The organism is Microbispora sp. H13382 (genome assembly GCF_014161445.1).
GTDB lineage: Bacteria > Actinomycetota > Actinomycetes > Streptosporangiales > Streptosporangiaceae > Microbispora.
On the sequence record NZ_JABBXA010000005.1, the window covers coordinates 157,746 to 176,059 of the forward strand.

At 70.7% G+C, this 18,314-nt stretch carries 17 protein-coding genes; 11 read left to right on the forward strand and 6 right to left on the reverse strand.

Features of this window, described 5'->3' with window-relative positions; genetic code table 11:
• Position 1: 1 nt before the first annotated feature.
• Entirely contained in the window at positions 2 to 469 is a 468-nt protein-coding gene (locus HHX41_RS12615; RefSeq protein WP_310741953.1) for a metallopeptidase family protein, read from the reverse strand.
• 166 nt (positions 470 to 635) lie between these two features.
• Between HHX41_RS12615 and HHX41_RS12620 the strand changes: the two genes are divergently transcribed.
• From HHX41_RS12620 to HHX41_RS12650, 7 genes are all read left to right on the forward strand, one after another.
• Entirely contained in the window at positions 636 to 1,001 is a 366-nt protein-coding gene (locus HHX41_RS12620; protein ID WP_030509365.1) for a DUF3499 domain-containing protein, read from the forward strand.
• A 117-nt stretch (positions 1,002 to 1,118) separates the two neighbouring features.
• Positions 1,119 to 2,474 (forward strand): phosphomannomutase/phosphoglucomutase, encoded by a 1,356-nt coding sequence (locus HHX41_RS12625; protein ID WP_182906095.1) that lies wholly within the window; start codon positions 1,119 to 1,121, stop codon positions 2,472 to 2,474.
• A gap of 4 nt (positions 2,475 to 2,478) precedes the next feature.
• Positions 2,479 to 2,652, forward strand: coding sequence for a Trm112 family protein (locus HHX41_RS12630; RefSeq protein WP_076432865.1), 174 nt, complete (start codon positions 2,479 to 2,481; stop codon positions 2,650 to 2,652).
• Positions 2,649 to 3,797 (forward strand): SIS domain-containing protein, encoded by a 1,149-nt coding sequence (locus HHX41_RS12635; protein ID WP_182906096.1) that lies wholly within the window; start codon positions 2,649 to 2,651, stop codon positions 3,795 to 3,797. Before HHX41_RS12630 ends, HHX41_RS12635 begins: the two co-directional genes overlap by 4 nt.
• A 34-nt stretch (positions 3,798 to 3,831) precedes the next feature.
• Positions 3,832 to 4,773, forward strand: coding sequence for a cation diffusion facilitator family transporter (locus HHX41_RS12640; RefSeq protein ID WP_169986283.1), 942 nt, complete (start codon positions 3,832 to 3,834; stop codon positions 4,771 to 4,773).
• Between the two features lie 129 nt (positions 4,774 to 4,902).
• Complete coding sequence (locus HHX41_RS12645; RefSeq protein WP_169986286.1) at positions 4,903 to 5,514, forward strand: DUF6230 family protein; 612 nt, start codon at positions 4,903 to 4,905, stop codon at positions 5,512 to 5,514.
• Positions 5,515 to 5,560: 46 nt separating this feature from the next.
• Complete coding sequence (locus tag HHX41_RS12650; RefSeq protein ID WP_182906097.1) at positions 5,561 to 6,967, forward strand: DUF6114 domain-containing protein; 1,407 nt, start codon at positions 5,561 to 5,563, stop codon at positions 6,965 to 6,967.
• 31 nt (positions 6,968 to 6,998) lie between these two features.
• Here HHX41_RS12650 and HHX41_RS12655 read toward each other — a convergent pair whose 3' ends face one another.
• Positions 6,999 to 7,331, reverse strand: a complete 333-nt coding sequence (locus HHX41_RS12655; protein WP_169986290.1) for a MerR family transcriptional regulator — start codon at positions 7,329 to 7,331, stop codon at positions 6,999 to 7,001.
• Positions 7,332 to 7,498: 167 nt separating this feature from the next.
• On the opposite strand from HHX41_RS12655, the gene ahcY reads away from it, so the two are divergent.
• Positions 7,499 to 8,926: an adenosylhomocysteinase gene (gene ahcY, locus HHX41_RS12660; RefSeq protein WP_182906098.1), complete on the forward strand. Its 1,428-nt coding sequence runs from the start codon at positions 7,499 to 7,501 to the stop codon at positions 8,924 to 8,926.
• A 60-nt stretch (positions 8,927 to 8,986) separates the two neighbouring features.
• On the forward strand, positions 8,987 to 10,243 hold the full coding sequence (locus tag HHX41_RS12665) for an adenosylhomocysteinase (RefSeq protein ID WP_182906099.1): 1,257 nt from the start codon (positions 8,987 to 8,989) through the stop codon (positions 10,241 to 10,243).
• Positions 10,244 to 10,260: 17 nt separating this feature from the next.
• On the opposite strand, the gene HHX41_RS12670 is transcribed toward HHX41_RS12665, so the two are convergent.
• On the reverse strand, positions 10,261 to 12,294 hold the full coding sequence (locus HHX41_RS12670) for an HNH endonuclease signature motif containing protein (protein ID WP_182906100.1): 2,034 nt from the start codon (positions 12,292 to 12,294) through the stop codon (positions 10,261 to 10,263).
• A 215-nt stretch (positions 12,295 to 12,509) separates the two neighbouring features.
• Positions 12,510 to 13,136, reverse strand: coding sequence for a DUF305 domain-containing protein (locus HHX41_RS12675; protein WP_182906101.1), 627 nt, complete (start codon positions 13,134 to 13,136; stop codon positions 12,510 to 12,512).
• Positions 13,137 to 13,309: 173 nt separating this feature from the next.
• Between HHX41_RS12675 and HHX41_RS12680 the strand changes: the two genes are divergently transcribed.
• Positions 13,310 to 14,725: an LVIVD repeat-containing protein gene (locus HHX41_RS12680; RefSeq protein ID WP_182906102.1), complete on the forward strand. Its 1,416-nt coding sequence runs from the start codon at positions 13,310 to 13,312 to the stop codon at positions 14,723 to 14,725.
• Between the two features lie 192 nt (positions 14,726 to 14,917).
• On the opposite strand, the gene HHX41_RS12685 is transcribed toward HHX41_RS12680, so the two are convergent.
• A complete protein-coding gene (locus tag HHX41_RS12685; RefSeq protein ID WP_182906103.1) occupies positions 14,918 to 15,877 on the reverse strand; it encodes an RDD family protein in 960 nt (319 codons plus the stop codon).
• Positions 15,878 to 15,939: 62 nt separating this feature from the next.
• Between HHX41_RS12685 and HHX41_RS12690 the strand changes: the two genes are divergently transcribed.
• Positions 15,940 to 16,932 (forward strand): stage II sporulation protein M, encoded by a 993-nt coding sequence (locus HHX41_RS12690; RefSeq protein ID WP_182906104.1) that lies wholly within the window; start codon positions 15,940 to 15,942, stop codon positions 16,930 to 16,932.
• A 50-nt stretch (positions 16,933 to 16,982) separates the two neighbouring features.
• Here HHX41_RS12690 and HHX41_RS12695 read toward each other — a convergent pair whose 3' ends face one another.
• Positions 16,983 to 18,308, reverse strand: coding sequence for a DUF58 domain-containing protein (locus HHX41_RS12695; RefSeq protein ID WP_182906105.1), 1,326 nt, complete (start codon positions 18,306 to 18,308; stop codon positions 16,983 to 16,985).
• Positions 18,309 to 18,314: the final 6 nt, after the last annotated feature.

An 18,314-nucleotide genomic window follows, 5' to 3' on the forward strand; every position in this document is an offset into this window, starting at 1 on the left:
CTCAGTGCCGGTCGTCGTAGCCGGGGTCGATCGTCTCCGGGGTGAGGCCCAGCAGGCTGGCCACCTGCTCGACGACCACGTCCAGGACCAGCGTGCCGAGCTGCTCGCGGTCGCGGGCCCGCGCCTCGAGCGGCCGGCGGTACAGCACGACGGCGGCGGGCTCGTCCCCCAGGGCCGACTCGGCCCGCCCGAGCGGGATCGGGTCGGAGGACAGCCGGGCGGGCCCGTCCACCAGCTCGGCGGCCGGCGGCACCTCCTCCACCGCGAACTCGACCGACGCGAGCTGGGTGCCCCACCGCGGCTTGAGCCGGTCGACCGCTTCGAGCACCAGGTCGTCGAACCGCTCGCCGCGGGACTTGGCGATGGGAACGTGCGAGGGCGCGAGGGGGCCGCGCATGCCACGGCCGTGCCGGTCGCGCCGGCGCACCCGCCGCGCTGGATCCGGCCTGTCACCGCTCCGATCGCTCACGCAGCCAGCTTAAGGCCCGTCCCGTCGGTGTGGTGGATCCCGCGGGTTGTGTCCGCTTTGCCCACCAACGTCATACCGACTTCAAAGAACGCTGAATTGTGGCGACACGTTCAATAAGAGCGGCGGGGTGGTGGCAATGTGAACGCGGACCGGATACGGTCCCTCCGTGAGCCCCGTCCGCAGCTGTTCCCGTACCGCCTGCAGGCAGCCTGCCGTCTTCACACTCACGTATGTCTACGCCGACTCGACCGCCGTACTCGGCCCCCTGGCGACGTACGTCGAGCCACACTGTTACGACCTGTGCGCGGAGCACGCGGAACGGCTCACCGCGCCGAGGGGATGGGAGGTCGTGCGCCTTCCGTCCGAGTCCGTCGCCCCGAGCGGGGACGACCTGGAGGCCCTGGCGAACGCGGTCCGGGAGGCCGCGCGCCCCGCTCCCGCCGCCGGCGAGCCCGTCGGGCAGGCGGTCGAGGTGGGCCGCCGAGGTCACCTGCGGGTGCTCAAGTCCGCCCAGCCGAACAGGGAGCGATGACACCCCGCGACAACACCCCGCGATGAGATCGCGCGCGGCGCGTTGGAGGGCTCATTGTGTGGGCAATCGGGCGCTATAGGCTCAGGTGCGAAGACTAACGACTTTTAGGGGCGTGCAGTGGCCGACCTCGGCAGGATCTTCAAGGCGTACGACGTACGCGGCGTGGTGCCGGACGAGCTCGACGAGGAGATCGCACAGGCCGTCGGGGCGGCCTTCGTGGAGCTGACCGGTGCGACCTCGGTGGTGATGGCGCACGACATGCGCCCCTCGTCGGGCCCGCTGGCCGCGGCGTTCGCCCGGGGCGCGACCTCCCGGGGCGCCGACGTGGTCAACGCCGGTCTCGGCTCGACCGACATGCTCTACTACGCCAGCGGCAGCCTGAACCTGCCGGGCGTCATGTTCACGGCGAGCCACAACCCGGCCCAGTACAACGGCATGAAGATGTGCCGGGCGGGCGCCGTACCGGTGGGCACCGACACCGGCCTGCTGGAGATCCGCGACCGCGCGGCCGAACTGCTCGCCGCAGGGCTGGGCGGCACGCCGGGCGCGGGCGCGGTGACCGAGCGCGACCTGCTGGAGGGCTACGCCGCCCACCTCAAGACGCTGGTCGACCTGTCGGGCATCCGGCCGCTCAAGGTGGTCGTGGACGCCGGCAACGGCATGGGGGGCTACACGGTCCCCGAGGTCTTCAAGGGCCTGCCGATCAAGCTGACCCCGCTCTACTTCGAGCTCGACGGCAGCTTCCCCAACCACGAGGCCAACCCGATCGAGCCGGAGAACCTGCGCGACCTGCAGAAGGCGGTCGTCTCGCAGGGCGCGGACATCGGCATCGCCTTCGACGGCGACGCGGACCGGTGCTGGGTCATCGACGAGCGGGGCGAGTCGGTCTCGCCGTCCACCGTCACGGCGCTGGTCGCGGTGCGCGAGCTGGCCAAGAATCCCGGCGCCACGATCATCCACAACCTGATCACCTCCAAGGGCGTGCCGGAGATCGTCGCCGAGCACGGCGGCAAGCCCGTCCGCACGCGCGTCGGCCACTCGTTCATCAAGGCGGAGATGGCCCGCACCGGCGCCGTCTTCGGCGGAGAGCACTCGGCCCACTACTACTTCCGCGACTTCTGGTTCGCCGACTCGGGCATGCTGGCCGCCCTGCACGTGCTCGCGGCCCTGGGCGAGCAGGACCGGCCGCTGTCGGAGGTACTGTCCCGCTACTCGCGCTACGCCGCGTCCGGGGAGATCAACAGCAGGGTCGAGGACCAGGCCGCCGCCCTGGCGCGGGTACGTGAGACCTTCGCGGGCCGGGAGGGTGTTACCTTCGACGAGCTGGACGGACTCACCGTCAGCGGTCCGGACTGGTGGTTCAACCTGCGTCCGTCCAACACCGAGCCGCTGCTCCGGCTCAACGCGGAGGCCGCCGACGAGGAGAAGGTCGCCGCCGTCCGGGACGAAGTGCTCGCCGTGGTAAGGAGCTGACGAGTTGAAGATCGACGACTGGCTGCTGGACATCCTCGCCTGCCCGGCGTGCAAGTCCCCGCTCCGCGCGGTGCCCGACGCGGACGAGCTGGCCTGCACCTCGGAGTCGTGCGGGCTGGTCTACCCCGTGCGTGACGACATCCCGGTGCTCCTCGTCGACGAGGCCCGCAAGGCATGACCGCTGCCGGAGGGGCCCGGTTCGAGCCCGACCGGCTCGACGACCAGGCGTACCTGATGGAGGGCGACCCCTCCGGCATGCTGCGTTCCGTCGCGTCGTCGGCCGCCCAGATGCGGGCGGCCTACCGATCGTCCGTGGATAACGGCGTGGCGCGGATAGGGCGGGACGGCCGCCCCCGCGCGATCGTCGTGGCGGGCATGGGCGTCTCCGCCCTCGCCGGCGACGTCCTGGAGGCGCTGTGCAGATACGGCGCCCCGGTCCCGGTGGTGACCGTGCGCGGCCACCGGCTGCCCGGCTGGGCCGGCGCCGCCGATCTCGTCATCGCGGTCTCCCGCTCCGGCAGGACCGAGGAGACCCTCGCCGTGACCGCCGAGGCCGTACGGCGCGGGTGCGCGCTCGTCGGTGTGGGCGCGCCCGACACGCCGCTGTCGGCCCTGGTCGCGCGGGCGGGCGGGCCGTACGTGCCGGTGGGTGGCGCGACCGGGGTGGCCGGACAGCCGAAGGCCACGCTGTGGTCGCTCGTGGTGCCACCGATCCTGGCGGCGGCCGCGCTTGGCCTGGTCTCCGCGGGGGAGAGCGAGTTCGAGTCGGCGGCCAAGCGGCTGGAGGACCTGGCCCATCGCTGCCGCCCGTCGAGCGAGTCGTTCATCAATCCCGGCAAGACGCTGGCGATGGAACTGGCCGGGACGCTTCCGCTCATCTGGGGCACCTCGCCGCTGGCCGCGGTGGCGGCCCGCCGCCTGGCCGACCGGCTCAGCGGGAACGCGGGCTACCCGGCGATCTGGGGAGAGCTGCCCGAGGCCGCGCACAACCAGATCGTGACGTTCCACGGCCCCCTGGCCGGGCGGGACGTCTTCGCCGACCCGTTCGCCGACGAGCCGGGTGAGAGCCCGCGCCTGCGCCTGTTCCTGCTGCGCGACGTGGAGGAGGATCCCCTGGTGGCCGCGTCCCGCACGGCCGCCGTACGGCTGGCCGAGGACCGGGGCGTTCCGGTCTCCGAGATCAGGGCCGAAGGCGGGCACCCGCTGGACCGGCTCGCCGCCCTGGTCGGCCTCTGCGACTACGCGAGTGTCTACCTCGCTCTCGGGTACGGGATGGACCCGGCGTCGGCCGCGGCGGAACTCCGGGCGAGGATTTCCCCTTAGGATCGCTTCGGCCGATCGAATTGAGGAGTTCAACGTGAGTGCGGGTGGCGGTACCAAGGCGATCCTCGCGGCACTCGGCGCCAACATGGCGATCGCCGTGGCGAAATTCGTGGCGTTCGTGTTCACCGGGTCGTCGTCGATGCTCGCCGAGTCGGTCCACTCGGTGGCCGACTCCGGCAACCAGGCGCTGCTGTTGCTCGGCGGCAAGCGCGCCGCCAAGGGGAGAACCCGCAAGCACCCCTTCGGCTACGGCCGTGAGCGCTACTTCTACGCCTTCGTCGTCGCCGTGGTGCTGTTCACGATCGGCGCGCTGTTCTCCCTGTACGAGGGCTGGCACAAGATCAGTGACCCGCACCCCGTGGAGGCGCCGCAGTGGGCGTTCGGCGTTCTGATCTTCGCGATCGTCGCCGAGGGCTTCTCGTTCCGTACGGCGATCAAGGAGTCGAGGGAGCACAAGGGCAGGGAGTCCTGGGTGTCCTTCATCCGCAGGGCCAAGGCACCCGAACTGCCCGTCGTGCTGCTGGAGGACCTCGGCGCGCTGCTGGGCCTGGTCTTCGCGCTGTTCGGCGTCGCGATGGCCGTCGTCACCGGCAACGGCGTGTGGGACGGTGTCGGCACCCTCATGATCGGCGTGCTGCTCGCGGTGATCGCGGTCATCCTGGCCACCGAGACCAAGTCGCTGCTGATCGGCGAGAGCGCGACCCCCGAGGTGGAGGAGAAGATCTGCGCCGCGCTGGAGGCCGCCCCCGAGGTCAGCCGGGTCATCCACCTGCGCACCCTGCACCTCGGCCCGGAGGAGCTGCTGGTCGCCGCGAAGATCGCGGTGCAGCACGACGACACCGCCGGCGAGGTGGCGCGGGGCATCGACGAGGCCGAACGGCGCATCCGTGAGGCGGTTCCGATGGCCCGGGTGATCTACCTGGAGCCGGACCTCTACCGGGCGGACGCCGCCTCTGGGCAGCGCGCCGGCGCATGATCCCTGTTACGGTCCGCCACTTCTCGCTGCGCGCCGTAATTGAAATGTGATGCTGAGTCACTTCAACCTCTGCGGTACCGATCGGTAACTTTGCTTCTGCATTTGACTGATTCCCCCCAGAGGTGACTCATGGCTCAACAGGGACGCGTCCGGCAGGGGCGCGTGCGTTGGAAGCGCTTCGCGCTCGTCTTCGTGCCCGCACTCGCGGTCGCGTCCGTGTTGGTCGGCGCGACCGCCGAGGGGGCGATCGGCGCGTCGTTCGTGGTCTCGGGTGACACGTTCAAGGTCTCCGCGGACACTCTGCAGGGCCAGGGCTTCGTCCAGTACGGCAGCACGGTGGAGAACAAGAAGGGCCAGAAGATCCCGGTCGCCGTCTCCGGCATCCGGAAGGCCACCCTGACCAACATGTGCCAGACGGTCCTGGTGAAGTCGCCCGTCGGCGCCGTGACCATCCGGATCACCGCCGGCACGGGCAAGGACCCGGTCACCGCCGAGAACATGATCGTCGACGCCTCCCAGATCGAGGGCAACGCGGTCTTCACGAAGCTGGAGGCGGGCCGTGACGCCAGCGCCCTCGACCAGCTGCCGGGCGCCGAGGGTGCGGCCGGCATGTTCGGCCAGCAGGCGAGCGGCATCACCATCAAGGACTTCCGGCAGGTCTCCTGGTCGGTCAACGCGGCGACGTTCAAGCTGCCGGGGCTGAAGCTGTCGGTGGAGCCGGGCAAGCACGAGTGCTTCTGATGCGGATGCTTCAGATGGCCGGACACACGATCTCGGGCGGGCGGCGATGAGCGGCTCCTGGCGGCGGTCGCGGCCGTTCTGGGGCGGCCTGCTGGTGCTCGCGGCCGGCCTGGAACTGCTGAGCATTCCGTTCGCGACCCAGGCCCTGCCGCTCGTCATCCAGTCGGGCACGGTCGGCGCCACCTACCTGATCTCGCTGGTGCTGATCATCCTCGGCCTGATGGTCTGGCTCCAGCCCGACAAACGGGCCTTCCTCGGCGTGGTCGCCGTGCTGATCTCGATCGCGTCGTTCATCTACGCCAACCTCGGCGGCTTCCTGATCGGCATGCTGCTCGGCCTGGTCGGCGGGGCGCTGGCGGTCGCCTGGACGCCCGCGGAAACCACCGTGGCCGGCTCGGCGCCAATCCAGCCCGCCGCTCCGCCGGGGCCGCAGGAGGGCGAGATCACCATCACCGGGCGCCGGGTGGTCAGCGGCGACGAGCGGCTGGAGGCCACACGGCCCCAGCGGCCGGCGGCCGAGCCCCCGGGAGAGGGCCCGCGTGTCCTGGTGGCCCGCGTTCGTGACGGGTCCGCGTCCGGGCCGGAGGACGAGAGCCCCGGCGGCGGCCCGGATGACGGTGACGGCCCGATAGACGGCCCTGACGACGGGGGCGTGCGGCCGGACGGTGGCGGGCACGGCGGCGGACGCGGAGACGGGGGTCCGGGCCCGGCGACGAGGGCGCTGGCCATCGCCGTGCTTCCCATCATCCTGGCGGCCGGAACGGCCGTGGCACGGGAGGACCCCGGTCCGGGCGGGCAGGGCGGCTCCCTCCTGCCCGGTGTCGTCCCGAGCGCCGTTCCCAGCGGCCTGTCCGACGTCCTCGACGGAGTACTGCCCAGCGCGGTCCCCACGGCCCTGCCCACGAGCCTGCCCACGAGCCTGCAGGACGCCGTGGGGTCCCTCACGGGCAGGAGGAGTCCCTCGCCGTCGCCCGGGGAGGGCGGCGAGGACGAGCCGGGGGGCTCCTCCACGCGCGGGGGCAGTGGGCCGGGGGCCGTGCGGGTCGCGACCGAGACGGCCGCGGTCCGCGCGCCCTCGCTGACCATGACCGGGATGAAGTTCACCGGCGTGGTCGAGATGCCCACCGCGACCGGCACCGTCAAGATGCTCCGCTTCACCATGGACAAGGCCGTGCTGGAGCGGCCCACCCAGACGATGGGCCCGACGACGCTGACCGGCAGCACGTTCACCTTCGAGGGCAACGTGGTGATCTGCACGACGAAGATGACCGCCAAGCTTCTCGGCCTGCCCCAGGAGTTCACGGCGGAGCACCCGAACCTCCTGGTCAAAGCGCTCAGGTTGGTGCCGTCCCTGAACGTCCCAGTGACGATGACCGACATCGTGAGCGAGCAGCCGTACGTCACGGCCGACTCCCTGCGCGCCGACGACCTGCGTCTCGTGGTCGGCACCTGACTCATCCGCGCCTGGCTCATCGGCGCCTGGCTCATCGGTGCCGCAGCAGCCGCAGGGCCTTCTCCTTCTCGAAGTCCAGCGCCCGGCGCGGCGCCTGGATGCGCCCGATGCGCACGCCGAGGTCGCGCACGGCCTGGGCCACCGCCGGCTCGGACAGTGCCCGGAGCGCGAAGGCCAGTTCGGCCGGCGAGACGTCGAACCGGCGCTCCAGCTCCGTCGCCTGGCGCACCGCCTCCAGTTCGTCGGGCCCGAAGCGCCGATGGGCGCCCCTGTCCCGTACGGGCGGCAGCAGGCCGAGGGCCTCCCGGTAGCGCAGCATCCGGGGGGACATGCCGAGCCGCCTGGCCGCCTCGGTGATACGCATCGTGCCTCCGGTCCCGTTCCCTGGGTCCACGCTAGACAGTCCGGCGGCCCTCCGGCACCCGTCGGCGACGTAATCTCACATTCTTGTGTCAGGTTCGCACGCCTCCGTATGCGTCGGCGCGTCCGCGACACCTAAACTCGCACCGACGGACAATGGAGGAGACACTCATGGACTTCAAGGTCGCCGACCTTTCGCTGGCGGAATTCGGCCGCAAAGAGATCCGCCTCGCGGAGCACGAGATGCCGGGCCTCATGGCGACCCGCAAGGAGTACGCCGCGGCGCAGCCGCTGCGCGGCGCGAAGATCATGGGCTCGCTGCACATGACGATTCAGACCGCCGTACTGATCGAGACGCTGGTCGCGCTCGGCGCCGACGTCCGCTGGGTGAGCTGCAACATCTTCTCCACGCAGGACCACGCCGCCGCCGCGGTCGTCGTCGGCCCGGACGGCACGGTGGACAACCCCTCCGGTGTCCCGGTCTTCGCCTGGAAGGGCGAGACGCTGGAGGAGTACTGGTGGTGCACCGAGCAGGCCCTCCGCTGGCCCGACGGCTCCGGCCCCAACATGATCCTCGACGACGGCGGCGACGCCACGCTGCTCGTCCATAAGGGTGTGGAGTTCGAGAAGGCCGGCGCCGTGCCGGTCGCCGGTGAGGACGACCCCGAGGAGTGGGCGGTCATCCTCGACACGCTCCGCCGTACGGTCTCCGAGGACAAGTGGTGGACCCGCGTGGCCGAGGAGATCAAGGGCGTCACCGAGGAGACCACGACCGGTGTGCACCGGCTGTACGAGATGCACAAGTCCGGCTCGCTCCTGTTCCCGGCGATCAACGTCAACGACTCGGTGACCAAGTCGAAGTTCGACAACAAGTACGGCTGCCGCCACTCGGTGATCGACGGCCTCAACCGCGCCACCGACGTGCTGATCGGCGGCAAGGTCGCCGTGGTCTGCGGCTACGGCGACGTGGGCAAGGGCTGCGCCGACGCGCTGCGCGGCCAGGGCGCCCGGGTCATCGTCACCGAGATCGACCCGATCTGCGCGCTCCAGGCCGCCATGGACGGCTTCCAGGTCACCACCCTGGAGGAGGTCGTCGGCATCGCGGACATCTTCGTCACCTGCACCGGCAACTACGGCATCATCAGCGCCGAGCACATGTCGCAGATGAAGCACCAGGCGATCGTGTCCAACATCGGCCACTTCGACAACGAGATCGACATGGCCGGCCTGACCCGCATCCCGGGCATCCAGAGGATCAACATCAAGCCGCAGGTCGACGAGTGGGTGTTCCCCGACGGGCACTCGATCATCGTGCTCGCCGAGGGCCGTCTGATGAACCTCGGCTGCGCCACCGGCCACCCGTCGTTCGTCATGTCGAACTCGTTCACCAACCAGGTGATCGCCCAGATCGAGCTGTTCACGAAGACCGACGACTATCCGGTCGGCGTGTACGTGCTGCCCAAGCACCTCGACGAGAAGGTCGCCCGCCTCCACCTCGACGCGCTCGGCGTGAAGCTGACCACGCTCAGCAAGAAGCAGGCGGAGTACATCGGCGTGGACGTCGAGGGCCCGTACAAGCCGGACCACTACCGCTACTGACAGGCGGGTCGCACGACGAGGGCGCGGGCCCGGCCCGCGCCTCGTCAGGAGGTAGACGGCGTGATTCAGCCGGACGTCACGGCGGACATCGCGGAGGCCGGAGAGCGGCGCATCGAATGGGCGGCCCGGTCGATGCCGGTCCTGCGGGCGGTCGGCGCCGGTTTCGGCGCCGATCGGCCGCTCGACGGCCTGCGCGTCGCCGCCTGCATGCACGTCACCGCCGAGACGGCGGTGCTCATGGGGGCCCTGCGAGAGGGCGGCGCCGAGATCGCCCTGGCGGCGTCCAACCCCCTGTCCACGCAGGACGACGTCGCCGAGGCGCTGAGAACGTACGGCATCGCCGTCCATGCCCGCGCCGGCGTGGACATGGAGACCTACTACCGGCACATCCACCAGACGCTCGACATCGCGCCGAACATCGTCCTGGACGACGGATGCGACCTCGTCAACACCCTGCACACCGAGCGGGTCGAACTCCTCGACGACGTGATCGGCGGTTGCGAGGAGACCACGACCGGGATCATCCGGCTGCGCCAGATGGCCTCGGAGAACGCGTTGCGCTTCCCGATGGTGGCGGTGAACGACACCCGGACCAAGCGGATGTTCGACAACCGGTACGGCACCGGCCAGTCGACGCTCGACGGCATCATGCGGGCCACCAACGTCCTGCTGGCCGGCCGCACCGTCGTCGTGGCGGGTTTCGGCTTCTGCGGCCGGGGCGTCGCGGAGCGGGCCAAGGGCCTCGGCGCGCGGGTCGTCGTCACCGAGATCGACCCGGTCAAGGCACTCGACGCGGCCCTGCAGGGCTACGACGTGCGGCCGATGAGCCTGGCCGCCGAGACCGGCGACGTGTTCGTGACCGTCACCGGCAACCGCGACGTCATCCGGGCCGAGCACCTGGCCGTCATGAAGGACGGCGCGATCCTCGCGAACGCGGGCCACTTCGACGTCGAGATCGACGTGCGCGCGCTGGAGGAGATGGCGCGCGAGGTGCGCTTCGGGATCAGGCCCAACACCGACGAGTACGTCCTCAACGACGGCCGCAGGCTGCTGCTGCTCGCGGAGGGGCGCCTGGTGAACCTGACCGCGGCCGAGGGGCACCCGGCGGCGGTGATGGACATGTCGTTCGCCGCCCAGGCGCTCGCCGTCGCCTGGCTGGTGCGGGAGTCGGCGCGGCTGACGCCCGGCGTGTACGACGTCCCGGCCGGCATCGACGCCGAGGTCGCCCGCCTGAAGCTGGCCGCGGCCGGCATCTCGATCGACGCGCTCACCGCCGAGCAGGAGGAGTATCTCCACTCCTGGCGTCTTGGGTCCTGACCCCCGGCCATCGATCCTCATTCCCGCACCCGTCTGGTTCGGGCTGGGTGGTAGGTGAAGGCCCAGCGGTCTGTGCCGGTCTTGTGGCGGGTGTAGCGGTCGGGGTGCTGGTAGCGGTCGCGGTTGTGGAACTGGCAGGCCGGGCCCAGCAGTTTGAGGTCGGTCAGGCCGCCGGTGCTCCAGTTGTGGGCGTGGTCGATCTGGCACCTGGTGGCGGGCAGGGGGCAGCCGTCGATCCAGCAGGTGGCGTAGCGGGCGTAGATCGCCCGCCGCTGGGCGGGGGTGGCCAGGCGGACTTTGCGGCCCATGTCCAGGACCTGCCCGTCGGCGTCCATGACCAGGCGCACCAGGGTGGAGGTGCGGGCCAGCCGGTGCACGCTGGAGACGGGCAGCACCTGCCCGGTCGCCAGCAACAACCCCGGCGCCGTTCCCAACGCTGTCCCCAGCAGCGCCCCAGGCAGCCCTCCGGCCGACGCTACCGGTGGCCTCTCCGGCTCTGGTCCCAGCCGCACGCCCCGCGGTGACCCAGACTCTGCTCCCCGCGCGCTGGGCGCCCCCGGCTCTGGTACCCGCGCACCGGACGCTTCCGGCGTCCCCGGTGTTTCCGGCGCTGTGGACGAGCACCGCGCCCTACTGCCGCACCCGCACGCGCCCCCGCCATGCGACTCCCACGAGCGCGACTCCTGCCGCTTCGGCGAGCTGCTCCGCTGTGGCGCGCTCTGCTTTGGCTCCTGCTGCGATTCGCTCCGCTGTGTGCTCTTCGCCTGCGCGCGTCCGATCGCGTCATCGCCGACCTCCATGCCACGGGGCCCGGTCGCCAGCTCGGCACCCTCGACGGCGCTCTGGCCGGCGTTTTCGACGGCAGCCTCTGCGGCTACATCGGCATCGGCGCCTACCGCGGAAGCGGCTTCCTCGGCCGCCTCGGCGTCCTGAGTGTTCTCGGGCTCTTCGGTGTCTTCAGGGCCTTCCGGGCCTTCGAAGGTCTCGGGGGTCTCGGGGTGGCCAGCGCTCTCGGGGCAGTCTGTGGCGGGGTCGGTGGGGAGGGATTCGGCGTTGACCAGGACCAGGAGCTCGGCGGCGATCTTCTCCTCCAGCAACGCCATCAACGCATCCGCCTGACGCACCCTCAATGGCCGGTCATCGCCCTCCGCCTTCGGCCTGGCATACGCATCCAGCAACGCCTGCAACCGGGCGGCATGCTCACGCGGCAGATAGAACTCCCCCTCCAGCCCCCCGCCCTTACCGGAGCGCACCCGCAGGAACCGCCGACCGTAATCGGCCCGCTCGTCACGGTCCTCACCATCGGGGTCCAGCACCGCCCGCAGATAACGCCCCGCCCTGGCCACCTCCGCCGCCCCCGCCCTCCCCGCCAACTCCAGCAGAATCGGCTCAGCCACCGCAGCGTGCTCATCGGACAGACCGGAGATTGCCGCGCAGATGGCCTCCACCACCCCCGCCGCCAACCCACCGGCGGCGAACTTCTCCCGCACCTTCGGCAGGCGGGCCAACTCGATCCCCAGGCTCAGCAGCCGGCCCGCCCCGGCGACGGTCATCCCCGCGGCGGTGCGCAGCCAACTGCGGGTGGAGGCATGCCCATGCCGCCGAGCCTGCCCCGCCCGATGCACCCGCCCCACCCGATCCGCCAGAGCACACGTGATCCGATCCCGCGCGAACACCAACTCCTCAGCCTCAGCCAGACAGACATCCACATCATCCGAAACCCGCGCCAACGCCAACGCCCGCGCCGACTCACGAACAGAACCGATCAGCACCCACGACGACCGGCTCCGAGCAGCGCCAGTAGTCGCATTCGGAGCTCCGGCATCGTCTGCATCCGTCTTGGCGCCGGCGCCGGTCGCTCCGCAATCGCTATGCGTATTGTCCGCGAATTCGGCTTTATTGCTCGCGACCGAGAAATATTCAGGGCGACAGTCGTCGCGGGCGAGCGACCCGTCGGACGACCACAACGGCGAACCGGCTGTCAGCTGATCCCACCAGTCGTCATCGGGACTGTTTGAACGGCCAAGGTGATCAGGATCGAATATTGGCATACCCATCACACCCCCGCTCGCCTATACGAAAACTTGTATGAATCGTGGCACGTCCAGGAGGCGGGAGACAGGTTCGCCGGACGATTTCCTGGAGTCACAGGAAAGGAGAGAAAGTGTCGTTACGGATATGACTGCTCATATCTCGCTAAATCCGGGCGCCGGTCCCGCCCCTGCCCGCTCGGGTCGATTACCGGTGGGGTGAAGCGCGGGGAAGGTCAGGCGTCCCGCATCGCACGCATGCGCCGGATCTCGGCGGTCTGCTCGGCGATCACGTCGGTGGCCCACTGCTCGATGGTGAGATGAGAGCCTTCGGTGAGCACCGTCGTCGCCATGGCGATGGCGCCCTCGTGGTGAGCGATCATCAACTGGAGGAACAGGCGGTCGAACTCCGGCCCTGACGCGGCCTTGAGCGCGGCCATCTGCTCGGTGGTGGCCATGCCCTGCATGCCCTCGTGCTCGGCGTGATGGCCCGGTCGCTGCAGGCGCTCCTGGTCCAGCCACGTGGTCATGGCGCGGATCTCCGGCTCCTGCGTGTGGTGGATGCGGTCCGCGAGCGCCTTGAGCTTCGCTGAGGAGGCGCGGGTGGGGGCCAGGGCCGTCATGTCCAGCGCCTGCCGGTGATGCACGATCATGTCTTGGACGTACCGTACGTCGGCCGCGTTGACGCTTGGGGAGGGTACCGCCGTCGCGGCCTCGGCGGGGCTCAGCGTTCTGGCCTCCTCGCCGGGCCGGCCCGGCGCGATCACGGGGGCGGTCGACACGGGCGCGCTGCTGCTCACGTCCTCGGAACAGGCGCTCAGAGCCAGCACGGCACCGGCCGTGACGATCAGTGCGAACCGCACCCGGCTGGCCTCCCTGCGTAGAGCGTGTGGGAGTCACGACGCTAATCGGGCCGAGATAAGCGGTCAAAGGGCAACATGTGGCAGTTCTATTTACATAGTGATAACTGGCGGGACACTCCGGTCAGACGTGACGATGCGATCATTTATCTCCCCCTTATAGAGGAGGACACCGAGTGTTCACCCTGCGCCGCAGCGGCCGCGCCCTGGCCGTAACAGGAGCGGCGTTCGTCTTGGCTTTATCCGCCGCTCCCGCCCAGGCAGCCGATGTGCTGGCCCCGGACGAGATCGCGATGAGCCCGAACGTCACGCACGTCGCGAACGTACCGACCCCCAGCGCTATCGCCGGCACCATCAACACCGACATGGCCTTCCAGGGCGACTACGCCTACATGGGCAACTACGGTGGCTTCAGCATCATCAACATCAAGAACCCGCAGAAGCCCGAGGTCGTCAGCTCGGTCGTCTGTCCTGGCTCGCAGATGGACATGTCCGTCTACGGCAACCTGCTGATCGGGTCCGTCGACTCCTCCCGCAACGACGACTCCTGCTCCAGCGTCGCGCAGTCGGCCGCGCAGAAGAGCTCGTGGGAGGGCCTGCGCATCTTCGACATCAGCGACAAGGCCAACCCCAAGTACGTCAAGTCGGTCGAGACGGCGTGTGGCTCCCACACGCACACGCTCGTGCCGGACAAGGCGGGCAAGAACGTCTACGCCTACGTCTCGTCCTACAGCCCGTCGGCGTCCTTCCCCGACTGCCAGCCGCCGCATGACCTGATCTCGATCGTCAAGATTCCGCTCGACGACCCCACCGCGGCGTCCGTGGTGAAGGCGCCGGTCCTGTTCCCGGACGGCGGCAACCCCGGCGACAGGATGTCGTACCCGTACGGCACGTCGGCGACGACCGGCTGCCACGACATCACCGCCTACCCGGCCAAGGGCCTCGCGGCCGGCGCCTGCATGGGTGACGGCATCCTGATGGACATCAACGACCCGGAGAACCCGAAGGTCATCGACGTCGTCCGCGACGACGAGTACTTCGCCTTCTGGCACTCGGCGACCTTCAACAACGACGGCACCAAGGTCATTTTCACCGACGAACTCGGCGGCGGCAGCAGGGCCACCTGCAACGAGGCGATCGGCCCGAAGCGCGGTGCCGACGCGATCTACGACATCGCCCCCGGCAACAAGCTCGCCTTCAAGAGCTACTTCAAGATCGCCCGCCACCAGGCCGACACCGAGAACTGCGTCGCCCACAACGGCTCGCTGATCCCGGTCAAGGGCCGCGACATCATGGTCCAGGCGTGGTACCAGGGCGGCATCTCGATCTGGGACTTCACCGACTCGGCGAACCCGCACGAGATCGGCTTCTTCGAGCGCGGTCCGTGGTCGCAGCCCCTGAACGGCGGCTACTGGTCGGCGTACTACTACAACGGCTACATCTACGGCAGCGACTTCAACCTGGGGCTCGACGTCTTCAAGATCAACGACCCCCGCACCAACCAGGCCAACAGCGTGAAGATGGACATCTTCAACCCGCAGAACCAGGGCGAGTACGCCGAGCACGGCAAGGGTGTGCCCGGCGGCCGCTGAGGATCTGTCCGACCAGAGCTAACCAAGCCCGGGTCTGACTGACCAGAGGTATCCGACCCCGCAACGCAAGGAGGCGGGCATCTCCGGTGCGACCTCTCCCTCAACGCACCGGCGATGCCCGCCTCAACCCCACTGCAGGTATGCCCCATGACCTGCAATGACCTCAGGTGCCCCGCGAATCGGCCTCTACACCTAAATCGGCGGAACAAATCCTCCCGATGTCGGCGGAGCCTCTCCGCGCGGCGGTTCCGGCTCCCGTGGCGGGGCCGGCGGCGCGTGGTAGGCGGGGCTCTGAACCCCGTGCCCCTGAACGCCGTGCCCCTGAACGCCGTGCCCCTGAACGCCGTGCCCCTGAACGCCGTGCCCCTGAACGCCGTACGCTTGCGGGCCATACGACGCGGTAGCGGAACGGGCCCGGGCGAGCCGGATCTCCTCGCGGCGCCTGCGTTCGGCCAGCACGGCGGCAAGGTAGGCGTACGGCGGGACCCCCGGCGGGGGCGGCGGCGCCACCTGCGCGCTGACCTGACCGGCCACGCGCAGTCCCATCTCCTCCCGCATCCCCGGGCTGAGCTGGTGCCACCGGGACAGGTACTGCCGGGCGGTGTTGGCCAGGTCGTCGGACAGCCCGGACAGCTCCAGCGTCGCGGCCCACGACGCGAGCGGCGGGGGCATCTCCGGCGGCGGGGCCTGCCGCGGCGTCCGCTCCCCGATGACGATCGTCCCGGCGAACAGGTCCCCGAGGCGCTTGCCGCGCTGGTTGACGAGCGAGGTGATGAGCGCGGGGGCGCCGGAGAACGTCCAGAACTCCAGGAACCCGGCGAGCCCGCGGAACAACGCCTGCCGGAAGCGCTCCGGCCCGCCGTCGTCGCTCACCACGCGCAGGCCGAGGGCGAGCTTGCCCAGCGAACGGCCCCTGCTGATCGTCTCGAACGCGACCGGGTAGCCCACGGTGACCAGCACGATGAACAGGATGAGCAGACTGGTGGCCAGCGACGTGTCGGTCACCAGGGACACCTGTGTGATCAGCACGAACGCCGTGATGATCGCCGCCCACTGGACGGTCCAGTCGATGAGGAAGGCCAGGGCGCGGCTGGAGAGCTGGGCGATGCGAACCTCGACGACGACCGCCTCGCCGGTCACGACTTCGGACACACTGCGCACCCTACTGTGTTCGATTGCCGCACCTCGCCGCTCCCGCCGATAGGGTCCGGTCCGTGGACATCGATGCGTTCGTCGCCGCGAACAAGCCGTCCTGGGACCGGTTGGACGACCTCGTACGGCGGCAGCGCACGCTGCGTGGCGCGGAGGTCGACGAGCTGGTCGACCTCTACCAGAGGGCGGCGACCCACCTGTCGATCGTGCGGTCGGGGTCGGCCGACGCCCTCCTCGTCGGTCGCCTGTCGTCGCTGGTGGCGAGGGCGCGCGCGGCGGTCACCGGCGCCCACAGCCCGGCCTGGCGGGAGGTAGCCCGGTTCTTCACGGTGTCGTTCCCCGTGGTGGCCTACCGCGCACGCCGGTGGTGGATCGGCGCGACTGTGGCCTCACTCGCGGTGGCGTACGTCATGGGTGTGTGGGCGGCGAACGATCCCGCGCTCCAGAGCCTCGTCGGCACGCCGGAGGAGATCCGGCAGCTCGTCGAGCACGACTTCGCCGACTACTACTCCGAGAACCCGGCGGCGTCGTTCGCCGGTCACGTGTGGCTGAACAACGCCTGGCTGTCCGCGCAGGTCGTGGTCTCGGCGATCCTCCTCGGCCTGCCCATCCCGTGGCTCCTGTGGCAGACGATGGCCAACGTCGGGGTCACCGGCGGACTGATGCACGCGCACGACAAGGCGGACGTGTTCTGGGGGCTGATCCTGCCGCACGGCATGCTGGAGCTGACCGCGGTCTTCCTGGCGGCGGGCGCCGGGATGCGGCTGGGCTGGACCGTCATCGATCCCGGCCCGAGGCGTCGCGCGGAGGCGCTGGCCGAGCAGGGCAGAGCCGTGATGAGCGTCGCGCTGGGCCTGGTCGTGGTGCTGCTCGTGTCCGGGCTCATCGAGGCGGGGGTCACCCCGTCGGGCCTGCCGACCTGGGCGCGCATCTCGATCGGCGCGCTCGCGGAGGCGCTCTTCCTGGCGTACGTCATCGTCTTCGGCCGCCGGGCGGAGCGCCGGGACGAGACGGGGGACATCGAGCACGCCCCCGACCTCGCGCCAACCGCCTGAACCACCGCGTGAACCACCGCCTGAACCACTGGTGAACCACCGCGTGAAACTCAGAGCCGGCCGGCGGCCTTCAGAGCGAGATACGCGTCGGCCAGCGCGGGGGCGACGTCCTCCGGCAGGGCGTCCACGACCTCCACACCGTGACGGCGCAGCACGGCGGTGATCTCGCGCCGCTCGCCGCGCAGCCGCTCGGCCGCGGCGGCGTCGTAGACGGCCTCGGCGGTGCCGCGCCCGGCCGCCATGCCGGCGACCCGCGGATCGGCGACCGAGGCCACCAGGACCATGTGCCGGGACGACAGACTGGGCAGCACGGGCAGCAGGCCCTCCCGCATGGCCGCCGCGTTCAGGTCGGTCAGCAGCACCACCAGGCAGCGCCGCCGCGCCCTGGACAGCACGGCCGCCACCATTCCGGCCGCGTCGGCCTCGACCAGCTCCGCCTCGATCGGCGCCATCACGTTCACCAGCGACGACAGCACCTCGGTCCGCGACGCGCCGGACACCTGGGCCCGTACGGCCCGGTCGTAGGCGAGGAAGTCGACGCGGTCGCCGGCCCGGGCGGCGAGGGCGGCCAGCAGCAGCGCCGCGTCCATCGACCAGTCCAGCCGGGGCCATCCGGAAGGGCCGGAGCCGGGCACCGGCGCCACGCCGACCCGGCCCGCCGAGGTGCGGCCCGTGTCGAGCACGATCAGCACGCGGCGGTCGCGTTCGGGCCGCCAGGTCCGTACGACGACGTCGCTGCGCCGGGCGCTCGCCCGCCAGTCGATCGAGCGGACGTCGTCGCCGACCACGTACTCGCGCAGCGAGTCGAACTCGGTGCCCTGGCCGCGCACCAGCGCGGGATGCCGCCCGTCGAGCTCGCGCAGCCGGGCCAGCCGCGCGGGCAGATGCCTGCGGCTGAGGAACGGCGGCAGCACCCGGACCGTCCACGGCACGTGGAACGTGCGCTGCCGCGCCGCCAGGCCGAGGGGCCCGACGGAGCGGACCGTCACGGCGACGGCCTCCCGGTCGCCCCTGCGGGTGGGCGTCAGCGTCGTGACCAGGCGCCGCCGCTCGCGGGGCGGCACGTCGAGCGCCGCCCGCCGCGAGGCGGCCCCGGCCGAGGGCTGCCAGGCGTCGCGCAGGACGCCCCGGACCCGCCGCCGGCCGGGGTTGTCCACGATCAGGCCGATCGCCGCCGACTGCCCGAGCCGCACCCGCCGTTCGCCGTCGCGTTCGAACCGCAGCCCGCGCACGGCCCCCGCGAGCAGCAGGTCGGCCGCCACGAGCACGACGAGCACGAGCAGCGCGGCCAGCACGGCCAGGCCGGGCTCGGGGGCGAGGAGCACGACGATCGCGGCGAGGGCGGCGAGCAGTCCCGCGCGTCCGGTCAGCGCCACGCGGCC

Coding starts and splice junctions, on each gene's coding strand:
- HHX41_RS12635 (WP_182906096.1), top strand. CDS start 2,649: ATGACCGCTGCCGGAGGGGCCCGGTTCGAGCCCGACCGGCTCGACGAC.
- HHX41_RS12645 (WP_169986286.1), top strand. CDS start 4,903: ATGGCTCAACAGGGACGCGTCCGGCAGGGGCGCGTGCGTTGGAAGCGC.
- HHX41_RS12650 (WP_182906097.1), top strand. CDS start 5,561: ATGAGCGGCTCCTGGCGGCGGTCGCGGCCGTTCTGGGGCGGCCTGCTG.
- HHX41_RS12655 (WP_169986290.1), bottom strand. CDS start 7,331: ATGCGTATCACCGAGGCGGCCAGGCGGCTCGGCATGTCCCCCCGGATG.
- ahcY (WP_182906098.1), top strand. CDS start 7,499: ATGGACTTCAAGGTCGCCGACCTTTCGCTGGCGGAATTCGGCCGCAAA.
- HHX41_RS12670 (WP_182906100.1), bottom strand. CDS start 12,294: ATGCCAATATTCGATCCTGATCACCTTGGCCGTTCAAACAGTCCCGAT.